General features: G+C 72.2%; 12 protein-coding genes. 4 read left to right on the top strand and 8 right to left on the bottom strand.

The window, feature by feature from the left end:
• Positions 1-23 precede the first annotated feature (23 nt).
• The gene (locus ACIP4Z_RS26010; RefSeq protein WP_401311983.1) at positions 24-968 is read left to right on the top strand and encodes a sucrase ferredoxin; all 945 of its coding nucleotides are present in this window, start codon (positions 24-26) and stop codon (positions 966-968) included.
• A 105-nt stretch (positions 969-1,073) separates the two neighbouring features.
• On the opposite strand, the gene ACIP4Z_RS26005 is transcribed toward ACIP4Z_RS26010, so the two are convergent.
• The 3 genes from ACIP4Z_RS26005 to ACIP4Z_RS25995 all read right to left on the bottom strand — a co-directional run bounded on the left by ACIP4Z_RS26005 (position 1,074) and on the right by ACIP4Z_RS25995 (position 3,933).
• A complete protein-coding gene (locus ACIP4Z_RS26005; RefSeq protein ID WP_391163831.1) occupies positions 1,074-2,150 on the bottom strand; it encodes an ABC transporter substrate-binding protein in 1,077 nt (358 codons plus the stop codon).
• 72 nt (positions 2,151-2,222) lie between these two features.
• On the bottom strand, positions 2,223-3,128 hold the full coding sequence (locus ACIP4Z_RS26000) for an ABC transporter permease (protein WP_401311979.1): 906 nt from the start codon (positions 3,126-3,128) through the stop codon (positions 2,223-2,225).
• Positions 3,118-3,933, bottom strand: a complete 816-nt coding sequence (locus tag ACIP4Z_RS25995; RefSeq protein WP_355338370.1) for an ABC transporter ATP-binding protein — start codon at positions 3,931-3,933, stop codon at positions 3,118-3,120. Before ACIP4Z_RS25995 ends, ACIP4Z_RS26000 begins: the two co-directional genes overlap by 11 nt.
• 252 nt (positions 3,934-4,185) lie before the next feature.
• Here ACIP4Z_RS25995 and ACIP4Z_RS25990 point away from each other — a divergent pair, with 252 nt between their 5' ends.
• Together ACIP4Z_RS25990 and ACIP4Z_RS25985 are read left to right on the top strand one after the other, a co-directional pair.
• Positions 4,186-5,868 carry a sensor histidine kinase gene (locus ACIP4Z_RS25990; protein WP_355338367.1) on the top strand — a complete coding sequence of 561 codons (1,683 nt, stop codon included), beginning with the start codon at positions 4,186-4,188 and terminating at the stop codon, positions 5,866-5,868.
• A complete protein-coding gene (locus tag ACIP4Z_RS25985; protein WP_355338364.1) occupies positions 5,865-6,557 on the top strand; it encodes a response regulator in 693 nt (230 codons plus the stop codon). The genes ACIP4Z_RS25990 and ACIP4Z_RS25985 overlap by 4 nt, the downstream gene beginning before the upstream one ends.
• Before the next feature lie 7 nt (positions 6,558-6,564).
• Here the strand turns inward: ACIP4Z_RS25985 and ACIP4Z_RS25980 are convergent, their stop codons facing one another.
• From ACIP4Z_RS25980 to ACIP4Z_RS25960, 5 genes are all read right to left on the bottom strand, one after another.
• Positions 6,565-8,286: a cation acetate symporter gene (locus tag ACIP4Z_RS25980; protein ID WP_401311974.1), complete on the bottom strand. Its 1,722-nt coding sequence runs from the start codon at positions 8,284-8,286 to the stop codon at positions 6,565-6,567.
• Positions 8,283-8,780 (bottom strand): DUF485 domain-containing protein, encoded by a 498-nt coding sequence (locus ACIP4Z_RS25975; RefSeq protein ID WP_355338358.1) that lies wholly within the window; start codon positions 8,778-8,780, stop codon positions 8,283-8,285. The genes ACIP4Z_RS25980 and ACIP4Z_RS25975 overlap by 4 nt, the downstream gene beginning before the upstream one ends.
• A gap of 95 nt (positions 8,781-8,875) precedes the next feature.
• Positions 8,876-9,532 (bottom strand): response regulator, encoded by a 657-nt coding sequence (locus ACIP4Z_RS25970; RefSeq protein WP_401312248.1) that lies wholly within the window; start codon positions 9,530-9,532, stop codon positions 8,876-8,878.
• A 50-nt stretch (positions 9,533-9,582) separates the two neighbouring features.
• Positions 9,583-10,737 (bottom strand): sensor histidine kinase, encoded by a 1,155-nt coding sequence (locus ACIP4Z_RS25965; protein WP_401311971.1) that lies wholly within the window; start codon positions 10,735-10,737, stop codon positions 9,583-9,585.
• A complete protein-coding gene (locus tag ACIP4Z_RS25960; RefSeq protein WP_355338349.1) occupies positions 10,734-11,213 on the bottom strand; it encodes a DUF1453 domain-containing protein in 480 nt (159 codons plus the stop codon). Before ACIP4Z_RS25960 ends, ACIP4Z_RS25965 begins: the two co-directional genes overlap by 4 nt.
• Before the next feature lie 358 nt (positions 11,214-11,571).
• Between ACIP4Z_RS25960 and ACIP4Z_RS25955 the strand changes: the two genes are divergently transcribed.
• The gene (locus ACIP4Z_RS25955; protein WP_401311967.1) at positions 11,572-14,361 is read left to right on the top strand and encodes a hypothetical protein; all 2,790 of its coding nucleotides are present in this window, start codon (positions 11,572-11,574) and stop codon (positions 14,359-14,361) included.
• Positions 14,362-14,364 lie beyond the last annotated feature (3 nt).

Raw genomic sequence — 14,364 nt, 5'->3', positions numbered from 1 at the left:
CGGGAGGCAATAGGCTCAGCCGGGTGAGCACCTGCACCAGCGCCTCGGCGTCCCTCGCCGAACCGGTGGCCGCCACCGCGGCCACCGCACGGACGTGGCTGCTGATCGAGCAGCCGGGCCCGTGGGGGGCGAAGGCGCTGGGGGCGAGCAGGCTGGACCCGGCGACCGGCCGCGAACTGGAACGGCTCGCCGACGGCACCGGCACCCGCGTCGCCCTGATCCGCCGCCCCGGCAGACACGCCGACCTGCACCTTCCGCGTCGGCACCGGGTCTACCTCGCGCACACCGCGCCGGGCGCCTCCTGGGTCCGTACCGCCGAGGTCGCCGACCCGGCGGAGCTGACCGCGCTGGACTTCACCGCGCTGGGCGCGGGCGCGCACAACGGATTCGGCGACGCGTACGACGGCGCGCCCCTCGCCCTGGTGTGCACCAACGGCAAGCGGGACCGCTGCTGCGCGGTGCGCGGCCGGCCGCTCGCCGCGGAGCTGACCGCCTCGGGCGGCAGCGAGGTCTGGGAGGTCACCCACCTCGGCGGACACCGTTTCGCGCCGACCATGCTCGTGCTGCCCTTCGGCTACACGTACGGCCGGGTGGACGCGCACCACGCGAAGGACGTACTGGAGGCGGCGCGCTCCGGGCGAATGGTCCTGGACGGCTGCCGGGGCCGCTCGGCGTGGGACCGTCCCGGACAGGCGGCGGATCTGGCCGTACGGGAGCTGACCGGTGAGGACCGTACGGCGGCCGTGGTCGTGGAGGCCGTGGAGCGTACGGACCCGGCGCCTTCGGGCGACGGCGACGGCGCCTGGGCGGTGCGGGTGGCGCACGTCGACGGGCGCGTCTGGGAGGTGGCGGTGGCGCAGGTCGCGTCGCTGCCGCCGCGCCCGGAGAGCTGCGGCGCGGCCCTCGGCACACCCGCCCGGATGGAGGTCACGGGGATCGAGCGGGTGGCCGGGGGCCGCGCGTCGTAGGGCTCTTCGCCGGGCGCTCATGGCGAGGCGCTACGTGAGCAGGCGCTACATGAGCAGGCGTTATGTGAGCAGGCGCTACATGACCGGGCGCTACATGACCGGGCGCTACTTGACGTTCTTGACGAACTCCGTGGTGTAGGTCTTCTCCAGGTCGACCTTCTTGCCCTTGAGGTTGGGGTTGAAGGACTTCAGGACCGCCTCCACGGTGGCCGGGCCGTCGGGGGGCATCACGCCGTCGGTGGTGAACATCGGCAGCGTGGCCTTGATGGAGTCGGCGTACAGCTTGGCGCCGCCCTGCGCGTAGTCGGAGGGCATCTTCGCGGCGATCTCCTCGGGGGTGTGCGTGGACATCCACTTGAGGGTCTTCACGAAGGCGTTGGCCAGCTTCTGCACGGTCTCCTTGTGGCCGTTCACCCAGTCGGTGTTCATGTAGAGGCTGGAGGACGGGTAGAGGCCGCCGAGCGCCTCCCGCGAGCCCTCGGGCGTGCGCATGTCGTACAGCACCTTGCCGATGCCCTTGTCGAGGATCTGCGCGACGGTCGGGTCGGTGGTCATACCGGCCTGGATGGAGCCCTGTTGGAGGGCGGCGATGAAGGTCTGGCCAGCGCCGACGGTGACGGGCGTGAAGTCGCTGACCTTGAGGCCGTTGTGCACCGCGAGGTACTTGGTGAGGAAGTCGGTGGACGAGCCGAGGCCGGTCACACCGAGCTTCTTGCCCTTGAAGTCCTTGGCGGAGGTGATGTCGCCCGCGGCCTTGGTTGAGACCACCTCGACCTCACCGGGTGCCTGTGCGAACTGCACGACGGACTCGATCATCTTGTTCTTGGTCTGGAGGTCGAGGGTGTGGTCGTAGAAGCCGACGGCGCCCTGCACGTCACCGGAGACCAGCGCCGTGGTGGCCTGCACACCGGCCGGTTCGCTCAGCAGCGTCACGTCGAGGCCCTCGGCCTGGAAGAAGCCGAGTCTCTGGGTGAGCATGGCGGGCATGTAGATGACCTTGTCCAGGCCGCCGACCATGATCTTGACCTTCTCGGCGTTCTTGGCCGCCGGGGCCGTGGAGCCCGCGTCCCCGGTGGAATCCGAGCCGGAGCCGGACGCGGCATCGTTGGCACAGGCGGTGAGTGTGGTGAGGGCGAGGGCCCCGGCGAGGGCGAATGCCGGGAGCTTGGCGTACTGGCGCATGGTCACGTCCTTGTGAGAGCGGAGGGTGGGCGCGCGCGGGGGGCGCGGGATTTCGGGGAGGGCGACCGCGGCTCAGCGTTCGGCGCCGGGCTGGGCGGGCTTCCAGCGGAAGAGCCGCTTCTCCAGGTAGGTCAGCAGGCCCTCGGCGATGAGGGCGACGACGGCGAGGATCACCATGGCCGCGTAGACACCGGCGGCGTTGAAGGTGCCCTGCGAGGCGGAGACCAGCAGGCCAATGCCCTTGGTCGCGCCGATGTACTCGCCGACGATCGCGCCGATCAGGGCGAAGCCGAAGCTGACGTGCAGGCTGGTGAAGATCCACGACGTGGCGGCCGGGATCACCACCTGGAGGGTGACGCGGCGGTTGCTCGCGCCGAGGACGCGGGCGTTGGCGACCAGATTGCGGTCGACCTCGCGGGCGCCCTGGAAAGCGTTGAAGAACACCGGGAAGAAGACCAGGACGACGGCGGAGGCCACCTTGGAGGCCGGGCCGAGGCCGAACCAGATGAGGAAGATCGGCGCCAGCACGATGCGCGGCATCGCGTTGAGCACCTTCACGTACGGGCCGAAGACGTCCGAGAGGAAGGGGATCCGGCCGAGCGCGATGCCCAGCACCACACCGCCGGCGACGCCGATGACCCAGCCGTACAGCGCCTCGTAGAGCGTGTACCAGATCTGCTCGCCCAGGGGGCCCTGCGGTGTGCCGTGCATCGTCCACTGCCGGATCTGGTCCCAGATCTTGGACGGCATGGAGAAGTTGAACGGGTCGATGACCCCGGTGCGGGCCGACCACTCCCACAGGCCGAGCACGAGGACGAGGACGGCGAGGCGGCTGGCGTACACCAGGAGGGTGCGGTTACGGACGGCGCGGGCGCGGGCCTCGGTGCGCTGGGTGCCGGCGCCGGGCCCGGCCGGGACGGCGTCCTCGGGGGCGGCCCCGGTCCGGGGGGCGGCCGAGGCTGCGGACTCAGGCGGCATGTCCGACGCTCCTCTCACGGGTGATGCGGACCTCTTCGCCAAGCGACGACCAGATCTCGCGGTAGATCTCCACGAAGCGCGGCTGGAGCCTGACCTCCTCGACCTTGCGGGGCCGCGGCAGGTCGATCGTGAAGACCTCCTTGACGGTGGCGGGCCCCGCGGTCATCACGACGACCTTGTCGGCCAGTGCGATGGACTCCTCCAGGTCGTGGGTGACGAACACCACCGAGGACCCGGTACCGGACCACAGCTCCAGGAGTTCGTCGGACATCAGGGCCCTGGTCTGCACGTCGAGCGCGGAGAACGGCTCGTCCATCAGCAGGATGTCGGGGTCGTTGACGAAGGTCGCGGCGAGCGCGACGCGCTTGCGCTGGCCGCCGGAGAGCTGGTGCGGATAGCGGTCCTCGAAGGCGGTCAGGCCCACGCGGGCCAGCCAGTCGCGGGCCCGCTCCTTGGCCTCGGCCTTGCCGACACCGCGGAAGCGCGGCCCGGCCATGACATTGGACAGCACGGTCCGCCAGGGGAAGACGGCGTCCTGCTGGAAGACGAAGCCGACACCGGGGTTGATGCCGTTCACGGCCTCTCCCGAGACCAGCACCTCGCCTTCCGTGGGCTCCTCCAGGCCGCTGACCAGGGTCAGCGTCGTCGATTTGCCGCAGCCGGTCGGTCCGACGACCGCGACGAACTCACCGCGTTCCACGGTCAGGTCCAGGTCTCTCACGGCGGTGTGCAGGGCGCCGGACGGGGTCCTGAACGCCTTGCTCGCCCCCCGCAGCTCGATGGCGGGGCTCGTTTCGCTGCTCATGGCGGTGGAGGCTAGGAGCGACCACCACGGCGGCGGCAGTCTTGTGGGCGCAAGGAGCCTTCTGCGCGCAAGCCGGTCTTCTGCTCGTTTTGCTCGCCCGCGCACAACGAAAGCGAAACGGAGTCTGCCCATCCGGCTCTGCGGGGTTTACCTTGCGTTGACGACAGGGCTGTCGACGTACGCGTGGGGTGGGGACGCGGGTCGGCCGCCGCGACTGTCGGCGGACCGGTTGGAATGCGGAGGAGCCCCACGATGCGGATCGGATGGCCGCGCCGTGTCTCGGCGCAGGTCCTGTTGGTGCAACTGGCGATCACGGCGGGCGTCACGGCGCTCGCCACCGGACTCTTCCTGGCGCCGCTCAGCCACCAGCTCGACGAAGAGGCGATGCACAGGGCGCTGGCCATCGCGGAGACCGTGGCCGTCGATCCCGAGGTCGCGCGGGCCGTGGTCTCGTCCCGGCCGACGCCGGACGGCCCGGTGCAGGCGGAGGCGGAACGGGTCAGGATCGCCACGAAGGCCCTCTACATCGTGGTGATGGACACCCACGGCATCCGGTGGTCGCACACCGACCCCAAGCGGATCGGCGAACCCGTCTCGACCGATCCCAGCGTGGCGCTGGCCGGTGACGAGATCATGCAGATCGACCGCGGCACGCTGGGGCGCAGCACCCGCGGCAAGGTGCCGCTGTACGACTCCTCCCACCGGATCGTGGGCGCGGTGTCGGTGGGCATCAGGTACGACGGCATCCTCAACCGGGCGATCGGCCTGGTGCCGGGTCTGCTGATGTACGCGGGCGCGGCGCTGGGCGTGGGCGTGCTGGCGGCGGTGTGGGGTTCGCGGCGGTTGCAGCGGGCCACGCACGGGCTGGCCTTCGCCGACATATCGGCGCTGCTCGACGAGCGGGAGGCGATGCTGCACGGCGTCCGCGAGGGCGTGGTCGCACTGGACCGGCAGGGGCGGGTGCGGCTGGTCAACGACGAGGCGCAGCGGCTGCTCGGGCTCGACGGCGCCGGTGACGGCGCGGCCACCGGGCGGCCGCTGGACGAGCTGCTGCCGCCTGGCCGTACGACGGACGTGCTGGCGGGGCGGGTCGAGGGCGCGGATCTGCTGACGGTCAGCGGCGGGCGGGTACTGGTCGCCAACCGGATGCCGACCGGTGACGGCGGGGCCGTGGTGACGCTGCGGGACCGTACGGAGCTGGAGCTGCTCGGCCGCGAACTGGACTCCACCCACGGGCTGCTGGACGCGCTGCGCGCCCAGGACCACGAGCACGCCAACCGGCTGCACACCGTGCTGGGCCTGCTGGAACTGGGCCTGCACGAGGAGGCGGTGGGCTATGTCGCGGAGGTCGCCGACACCCATCGGGCGTCGGCCGAGGTGATCGCGGACCGGGTGCACGATCCGCTGGTGTCGGCGCTGCTGGTCGGCAAGGCCGCCATCGCGGCGGAGCGCGGGGTGTCGCTTCGGGTCGCGCAGAGCACGCTGCTGCCCGACCGGGTGGTGGACCCGCGCGATCTGGTGACGGTGCTGGGCAATCTCATCGACAACGCGCTGGACGCCGCCGCCGGGCACCGCGTGTCCCCGGCGATGTCCGCCGCGCCTTTCGTGGAGGTCGAACTGCGCGCCGAGGACGACACGACCCTGCTGCTGCGGGTGTCGGACACGGGGCCGGGAGTGCCGCCGGAGGCGCGCGAACTGATCTTCACCGAGGGCTGGTCGACGAAGGAACGTCCGCCGCACCGGGGGCGCGGTCTGGGCCTCGCGCTGGTGCGCAGGCTCGCCGAGCGGTACGGGGGCCTGGCGCGGGTGACGGCGCGGGCGGGCGGTGGCGCGGTGTTCACGGTGGTGCTGCCCGAGGCGCTGGCCGAAGGAGTGCTGGCCGGTGGGGCGCTGGCCGGAGGAGTGCTTTCCGCGGCTGGGGAGGCGGCGCGATGATCGACGTACTGGTGGTGGACGACGACTTCCGGGTGGCGGAGATCAACTCGGCCTATGTGGGCAAGGTGCCGGGCTTCCGGGTGGCCGGGCGGGCCCACACCGCGGCGCACGCGCTGTCGGTGCTGGAGCGCACCCGGATCGACCTGGTGCTGCTCGACCACTACCTGCCGGACGAGACGGGTCTGACGCTGGTCCGCCGGATGCGGCAGCACGGGCACCACGCGGACGTGATCATGGTGACGGCGGCGCGTGATGTCGCCACCGTGCAGGCGGCGATGCGGCTCGGCGCGTTGCAGTACCTGGTGAAGCCGTTCAGCTTCGCCGGTCTGCGGGCCAAGCTGGACGGTTACGCGGCGCTGCGCCGCACCCTGGAGGGGGTGGGCGGGCGCGGCGAGGCCGGGCAGGAGCAGGTCGACCGGATCTTCGGCGCCCTGCGTACGGCGGGCGCGTCCTCGGCCGAACTGCCCAAGGGGCACTCCGCGCCGACCGCCGACCTGATCCGCCGCGTCCTGCACGAGGCGGGCCGCCCGCTGTCCGCCCACGAGGTCGCCGAACGCGCCGGGCTCAGCCGCTCCACCGCCCAGCGCTACCTGAAGTACCTGGAGCAGGCGGGGCGGTTGAGCCTCACCCTCAAATACGGCGACACGGGCCGTCCCGAACACCGCTACGCCTGGGCCGCCACCGGCTGAACCGCCGTTACGCGGCCCCGGCGCCGGTGAGCGAACGCACCTCCGTCTCCGCGTACTTGCCCGCGTCCGCCTCCTCCGGCGAGAGCAGGGTGCCGAGCCAGCCCGCGAGGAAGCCGAGCGGGATGGAGACCAGGCCCGGGTTCTCCAGCGGGAAGAGGTGGAAGTCGACGCCGGGGAAGAGCGCGTCGGGCCTGCCGGAGATGACGGGCGAGAACACCACCAGGAGCAGGGCCGGTACGAGGCCGCCGTAGATCGACCAGACCGCGCCGCGGGTGGTGAACCGGTGCCAGAACAGGGAGTAGAGCAGGGCGGGCAGATTCGCGGACGCGGCGACGGCGAAGGCGAGGCCGACCAGGAAGGCGATGTTCTGGTCCTGCGCGAAGAGGCTGAGCCCGATCGCGACGGCGCCGATCCCGACGGCCGCGAATCTGGCCACCCGCACCTCGTCCTCCTCCATCGCCCCTTCCTCCACCGCGTCGGCGGTGACCCGCGCGGTGCCGGGGGCCGCGGCCTCGCGCCTGGCGCGCCTGTTCTGCCGTGCCTGCGTTTCCGCGACGGGGCGGCGGCGCAGCGTGGCGTAGAGGTCGTGGGCCACCGAGGCCGACGACGCCAGGGTGATGCCCGCCACCACGGCCAGGATCGTCGCGAAGGCCACCGCGCCGACCACCGCGAACAGCACGGTGCCCCCTGTCGTCCCCTCCCCGCCGCCCAGGATCTCGGCGAGCAGCGGCACCGCGGTGTTGCCCGCGGCGTTGGACGAGCGGACGGTGTCGGTACCGACGACCGCCGCCGCTCCGAAACCGAGCACGATCGTCATCAGGTAGAAGGCGCCGATCAGCCCGATCGCCCAGACCACCGACCGCCGCGCGGAGCGTGCCGTGGGCACCGTGTAGAAGCGGGACAGGATGTGCGGCAGGCCCGCCGTCCCGAGTACCAGCGCCAGGCCGAGGCTGATGAAGTCCAGCTTCGACGCCCAACTCCCGCCGTACTTCAGCCCAGGCGCCAGGAAGGCGTTGCCGTGCCCGCTGCCCGCCGCGGCGGCGTGCAGCAGACTCCCCGGATTGCCGTGGAAGCGCACCAGAACCATCACGGTGAGCGTCACCGTGCCGCCGATCAGCAGCACCGTCTTGACGATCTGGATCCACGTCGTCGCCCGCATCCCGCCGAAGGACACGTAGAACACCATCAGCGCTCCGACCCCGACCACCGTCCAGGTGCGCGCCGCGCCGTGCCCGCCGAGCAGCAGCCCGACCAGGCTCCCGGCGCCGACCATCTGCGCCACCAGGTACAGGATCGACACCACCACGGACGACGTGCCCGCCGCGATCCGCACCGGCCGCTGTCTCATCCGCGCGGAGAGCACATCGGCGAGCGTGTACCGCCCGCAGTTGCGCACCAACTCGGCGACCAGCATGAGGACCACGAGCCACGCGACGAAGAACCCGACCGAATACAGCAGGCCGTCGTACCCGAAGAGCGCGATGAGCCCGGAGATGCCGAGGAAGGACGCCGCCGACATGTAGTCGCCCGCGATGGCCAGGCCGTTCTCCATCGGGGTGAACAACCGTCCCCCGGCGAAGAACTCCACCGACGAGCTCCGCCGCCGTCCCGCCCACGCCGTGATCGCCAGCGTCACCGACACGAAGATCGTGAACAGCACGATCGCGAGGCCCTGATGCTCCCCGGCCGAATCCGCCAGATACCCGCCATTGAACCGACCGCTGTTCAACGCACCCGCTCCTGCCCGGTCCTGGTCGCCAGCGTCCAGCGCAGATCGAGCGCCGCCCGGTCCCTGCGCAGCCGCGCGTGCCGGGCGTAGGCCCACGTCAGCAGGAACGTCGTGGCGAACTGCGCCAGCCCCGCCACCATCGCCACATTCACGTCACCCGCGACCTGATGTCCCATCAGGCCCGGTGCCGTGGTGGCCGCCACCACGTACAGCAGGTACCAGGCCAGGAAGCCCGCCACCACCGGGAAGGTGAAGCTCCGGTACCGGTCGCGCACCTCCTGGAACGCCGCGCTGCCCTGCACCTCCAGATACACCGCCGACCGGTCCACCGGCCGTCCATCCTGGCCCGCCTGCGGTGTGCCCTCGGGCCGGGTCCGCCCCGGCGCGGGGTCGGGGGCCGTCTGATCCGGGACCCAGAGACCGGCGTCCGCCGCGTCCTGCCACGGGTCGTTCACCCGCAGCGCCCCGGGGTCGCCCCCGTCGTGCTTGTCCACCGAACACTCCTCGTTCCATCGGCCGATCGGCCGATGTGCCCAATCATGGACAGAGCGGGAAGATCCAGAACGAACAAGTAGAAACCTTCACCCCATCAGGTGATGCCGTGCCGGTAGGCATATCCGACCGCCTGTGCACGGTCCCGCGCCCCGGTTTTGGCGAACAGGTTGTTGATGTGCGTCTTCACCGTCGCCATGCTCACGTGCAGCCGCGCGGCGATCTCGGCGTTGGACAGCCCTTCGGCCACCAAGGCCAGCACTTCCGCCTCCCGGGCCGTCAGCCCGTCGGGCAACTCCCCCCGTCCCGCCGCCCCTTGGCCTGGCTTTCCCGCCCCGCCCGGTCCGCCCGGTCCGCTCCCCCGTCCCTCCGGCCGCCGCTCGGGGCCCGCCCCGGTCAGCGCGTCCAGCATCCTGCCCTGCACCGCGGGCGACAGCCCCGCCCGCCCGGCCGTCACCTCCGCGATGGCCCGCGCGATCTCCTCCCCTCCCGCGTCCTTGGTCAGATATCCCCGCGCCCCCGCCCGCAGCGCGGGAAAGAGCGAGCCGTCGTCCGCGAACGTCGTCAGCACCACCACCTGCGTCCCCGGATACCGCGACCTGATCCGCCGCGTAGCCTCCACCCCGTCGCAGCGCGGCATCCGCAGGTCCATCAACACCACCTCCGGCCGGTGTTCCCCCACCAGCCGTACCGCCTCCTCCCCGTCGGCCGCCGCTCCCACCACCTCGATGTCGGGCAGCAGCCCCAGCAGCATCACAATTCCCTCACGCACCACTGTCTGGTCGTCCGCGACCACCACCCGCGTCACGCGGGCACCCGCAAGCGCACCACGAAGCCCTCCTCGGCCGGTCCGGCGTCGAGCGCGCCGCCCAGCAGCTCCGCGCGCTCCCGCATCCCCAGAAGACCGTAGCCCGATCCGGATGCCCTCAAAGAGTTATCCACAGGCGTCCTGCTCCCGAAGTCCCGGAACTCCAGCTCCACCTCCTCACTCCGGTACTCCAGCCGCAGCGCGACCTTCGCTCCCGGCGCGTGCTTGCGCACATTCGTCATCGCCTCCTGTGCCACCCGCCGCACCGCCAACCCCGCCTCCGCGGGCAGATACCGCGCTTCCCCTTCCACTTCCAGGTCCGCCCCCTCCGAAGCGACCAGCTCCCGCAGGAAATCCTCCACCGATGCCATCTCCCCACGCAGCGCCGACAGCGCCTGCCGCGTCTCGGCCAGCCCCTCCCGCGCCATCTGCCGGGCCGCGATCACCCGCCCCAGCACCACGTCCCGCTCGACGCCCCGCTCGATCAGCAGCCGCGTCGCCTCCAGGTGCACCGTCTGCGCCGACAGGCTGTGCGCCAGCACATCGTGGATCTCCCGCGCGATCCGGGCCCGCTCAGCCAACGCCGCCGACTCGGCCTCCGCCGCCCGCGCCGCCCGCTCCTGGACCAGCAGCCGCTGCGTGTTCCCCCGCGCCTCGGCGTCCAGCCGCACGACGTACCCGATCAACCCCAGCCCCGCCACCGTCAGCGACGTGACCAGCCAGCCGCCGGAGTCGCCGACCAGTGCGTAGGCGGCCAGCGCCGTACCGGTGAGGGGTGCCGCCGCGGCCAGCGGCAGCCGCTCCATCCCGAGCACCGCGCAGCCGCACCACAGCAGCGTCGCGGGCACATCGGCGCCCACCGCGTGCAGCCCGAAGGCGGCGCCCAGCATCAGTGCGATCAGTGCGACGGACGGCGCCGCCCGGTGCGCGAGCGTGAACCGGAAGAACGCCCACACCACGACGGCCGCCACCGCCAGCCCCAGCACGGACGCCGCGGTCAGCCACCCGTTGAGATCCGTGCGGGCCAGGATCCCCCAGAGCGCCGCGGCGGCGAAGAGCAGCCGCACTCCCCGGCCGAACGCCCGCCGCGCGGACGACCGGTTCTCGCGGGACAGCGCCTCCTTCGAAGGCCAGGACGTCCAACCGCTCATGAGGCCGTACGGTACGACGGCGCCACGCTCTGGGCCCGCCAGGCGAGCACCCCGGCGCGTATCAGGAGCGTGGCCGCGAGCGCTATCAGGAACGAGCCGCTGTCCTGGTGGACCCCCATCGCCGTACCCACCCCGTACAGCCCGATCCGCACCGCGACCCCCGCCGCCCAGACCGCGACGGTGACCTTCCCTCCCTGCGCCCAGACCGTCCCGTCCCTCTCGGTCCACAACCGCGTGGTCCACGCCCATGCCAACCCCATCCCCACAGCGACCACCAACTCCACGGCCAGCAGCGCGACCGCCGTCTGCCGGTGCTCCGGGTCGATCAGCCCGTGCTGCCGCAGCGCCATGAACACCAGCACCGCCGGTATCAGCCACCACCGCCGGCCGCCCGTGACCTTCCTCGGCCGCAGCTGGCGGGTGACCACCACACCGATGACCGCCACGATCACCAGCGCATCGATCAGACCGGACATGACGGACGCCTCCGTAAAGCGACTCCCACGAGGCCGACGGGTTCGCCGACATCTCAGAATCTACGGAAACCCCCAGCTCAGCGGATCAAACCGGGGGTTGAATCTCCCTCTCCACCCCCGGGTGGAGCCCCCTCCACCAACGCCCCCGTGCTGTGGGCGACCACGCCGTTCCGGCGCCGGTCCGGCATCGGTCCGAGCGCCCGCCCGGTGAGCGGATCCCCTGCGTCCGGGGGGCGGCGCTGCGTACGCTTTTCCAGCGACCGGCGATCGGATCGTCGGACAACGGGGAGGGCACCGTGTCGGATCTCGGCCAGCGGAACGTGGAGCGCCGGACACCGCACGGTGGGGAGGCGGGAGCGTGAGCCAGTCCGTACGCGCCGAGAGCGGTTTCGCCTACGGGGTCGTGGGCGCGGACATTCACGTGTTCGGCGACGGCGTCCCGGTCTACCTGCTGCAACGCTGGCAGCCGCCGGTCCTGCCGGACGACGGCTTTCTGCTGAATGTACCGAGCCGGATGCTCAACGCGCGTTTCCGGGTCGTGGAGTTCACCGGACGCACCGCCGAGTTGACCTCGTTACGGCGCTGGCGCGACGGCGGCGGTCCGCTCGCCGTGCAGTGGCTGTGCGCGCCGGGCGGACAGGGCAAGACCCGTCTCGCCGACCGCTTCGCACAGGAGTCGCTGGCCGAGGGCTGGCAGGTCGTCACCGCCACCCACGGACCGGGGAGCGTGCTGCCGCCTCCCGGCAGTCAGGACCTCCGCGACCGGGGCGACGCGGGTGTGCTGCTGATCGTCGACTACGCCGACCGCTGGCCGCTGACCCATCTCATGTGGCTGTTCGGCAACGCGCTGGTGCACCGCGACAGCGGGCGCGGCGCCCGGGTGCTGCTGATCGCCCGCGGCGACGAGGTCTGGCCGAGTGTGCGCGCCGCTCTCGCGAACCAGCAGGCCAGGACCTCGCTGCAACGGCTCGCGCCGCTGTCCGACGAGGTCGGCGGTGACGGCGCCGCCGCATCCCCGCGGTCCGAGATGTTCGCCGTGGCCCGCGACAGCTTCGCCGCGCGTTACGGCGTCTCCCCCGGCGGCATCGCGGCACCGGCTCCGCTCGGTGACGCGGCCTTCGGCCTGACCCTGGCCGTGCACATGGCCGCCCTGGTCGCCGTGGACGCCGACGCCCACGGGCTGCGCGCGCCCACCGACCTCGCGGGCCTGTCCAGCTATCTGCTGGACCGGGAGCAGTTGCACTGGGCGCGGCTGTACGGCGACGCGGATCACGAGATCGCCCCGTCCGCACCGGCGTTCCGCACCTCGCCCGCGCTCATGAACCGCACCGTGTTCACCGCGGCGCTCACCGGGCCGGTCAGCCCGGAGGAGGGGCGGGTGGCCATCAGCGACCTCGCGGTCCGGCTGCCGGCCGATCGCATCCTCGCGGATCACGCGGTCTGCTACCCACCGGCCGAGGCCGACCGCGACACCGTCCTGGAACCGCTGTACCCGGACCGGCTCGCCGAGGACTTCCTGGCGCTGACCCTTCCCGGCCACCGGGCCGACTACCCGGCCCAGGACTGGGCCGGGCGCACCGTCAGCGCCATGCTCAGCGGCACCGACGTGGTGAGCGACGCGGTCACCGGAAGCTGGATGCCGCGCGCCGTGGTCTTTCTGACCGCCGCCGCCCAGCGCTGGCCCCACGTCGGCCCCCTCCACCTGTTCCCGCTGCTCGGCACGGCCCCTCAACTCGCCGTCGTCGGGGGCAGCGCCGCGCTGGCCACGCTCGCCGCCCTTGACGACATCAGCCCCGAACTCCTCGAAGCCGTCGCGATGTTCTTCCCGCCGTTCAACCGGCGCAGTCCCGACCTGGACCCCGGAATCGCCGCCGTCAGCACCCGGCTGCTCCCGCACCGCCTGGAGCGCGCCAGAAACCCCAACGACCAGGCCGCGGAGCGGCACGAGCACGGCGTCCGCCTCCACCACGCCGGTCGGCTGGAGGAGGCACTGGCCGAATCCGAGGCCGTCCTGGCCCAGTTCCGGGCCATCGCCCGTGACGGCGTCCCCAATCCCTCGCTCGTCCCCGTGGTCGAAGGCAATCTGGCGTTCGCCCTCAAGGCGTACGCGGACCGCCTGGGCGAGGTCGGACGCCGGGCAGAGGCCCTGGCCGCCACCGAGGAAGCCGTCGCCGTACAGCGCAGGCTGGCCGCGTACGACGAGCAGTACCGTCCCGACCTGGCGAGCGGCCTGCTCGGTATCGGACGGGATCTGTCGTACGCGCAGCGCTGGGACGACGCGACGGCTGCCCTGGAGGAGTCCGTGACGCTCCTGCGCGCGCTGGCCGCGGAAGAGCCCGGCAAGCACGAGTCGAACCTCTCCGCCGCCCTGGCCGCCCTCGGCGTGTGCCACCTGCGTACCGACCGTCCGCGGTCGGCGATCTCACACGGCCGGGAGAGCGTCGCCCTGCGCCGCCGTCTGCATGCGAAGGACCCGTCCGCCCACGCCATGTCCCTGGCCAACGCCCTCTATCACCTGGCCGCCGCCCTCGAACGTGTCGGCGAACCCGACAGCGTCCCGCTGGCCCACGAGGCCGTCGAGCTCTACCGCGACCTCGCTAGGGTCAATCCCGCCGCCTACGAGCGCGAACTCGCCGACGGGCTCAACGGACTCGCCGTACGCCTGCTCGTCGCCCAACGCCCGGAGGAGAGCCTGACCGCGGCCTACGAGAGCGTCGCGATCCTCCGCCGCGTCAGCGCCCGCGAGGCGATCGCCGAACAGCACACCTTGGCCGAGGCTCTCGGCGTCCTGCTCGGCGCGCTGATGGTCACGGGCCGCTTCGCCGAGGCCACCGACACAGCCGACGAGTGCGTCATGGTTTGCCGTCGCTTGACCGAGAAGGACCCCCTGGCCCTCCACCGCCTCGCGGGCGCCCTGCTCATCGCCGCGGAAGTCCGCGTCACCCCGGCCGACCCCCGGCTCGACGAAGCCCTCGCCCTCTTCGACGAGGCCACCGAGATCATGGACCTCTACGCGATCTCCCCCCAGGGCGGCCCGGCCCTCCACCACCGCGTCGGCTCCCGCCTCATAGAACTCCTCACCGCCGCCGACCGCCCCGCCCCCGCCGCCCGCCTCCGCCGCACCCTCCAGAACCCAACAACCCCCTGACCC

It is taken from the genome of Streptomyces sp. NPDC088910 (genome assembly GCF_044749865.1).
GTDB lineage: Bacteria > Actinomycetota > Actinomycetes > Streptomycetales > Streptomycetaceae > Actinacidiphila.
Note: the sequence above shows the minus strand (reverse complement) of the source record. Positions and strands in the feature narration are given on the sequence as shown.

Excerpts from the sequence above, each read along its gene's own strand:
- ACIP4Z_RS25990 (WP_355338367.1), top strand. The coding sequence starts at position 4,186 with ATGCGGATCGGATGGCCGCGCCGTGTCTCGGCGCAGGTCCTGTTGGTG.
- ACIP4Z_RS25965 (WP_401311971.1), bottom strand. The coding sequence starts at position 10,737 with ATGAGCGGTTGGACGTCCTGGCCTTCGAAGGAGGCGCTGTCCCGCGAG.
- ACIP4Z_RS25985 (WP_355338364.1), top strand. The coding sequence starts at position 5,865 with ATGATCGACGTACTGGTGGTGGACGACGACTTCCGGGTGGCGGAGATC.
- ACIP4Z_RS26005 (WP_391163831.1), bottom strand. The coding sequence starts at position 2,150 with ATGCGCCAGTACGCCAAGCTCCCGGCATTCGCCCTCGCCGGGGCCCTC.
- ACIP4Z_RS26000 (WP_401311979.1), bottom strand. The coding sequence starts at position 3,128 with ATGCCGCCTGAGTCCGCAGCCTCGGCCGCCCCCCGGACCGGGGCCGCC.
- ACIP4Z_RS25970 (WP_401312248.1), bottom strand. The coding sequence starts at position 9,532 with ATGCTGCTGGGGCTGCTGCCCGACATCGAGGTGGTGGGAGCGGCGGCC.
- ACIP4Z_RS25960 (WP_355338349.1), bottom strand. The coding sequence starts at position 11,213 with ATGTCCGGTCTGATCGATGCGCTGGTGATCGTGGCGGTCATCGGTGTG.
- ACIP4Z_RS25995 (WP_355338370.1), bottom strand. The coding sequence starts at position 3,933 with ATGAGCAGCGAAACGAGCCCCGCCATCGAGCTGCGGGGGGCGAGCAAG.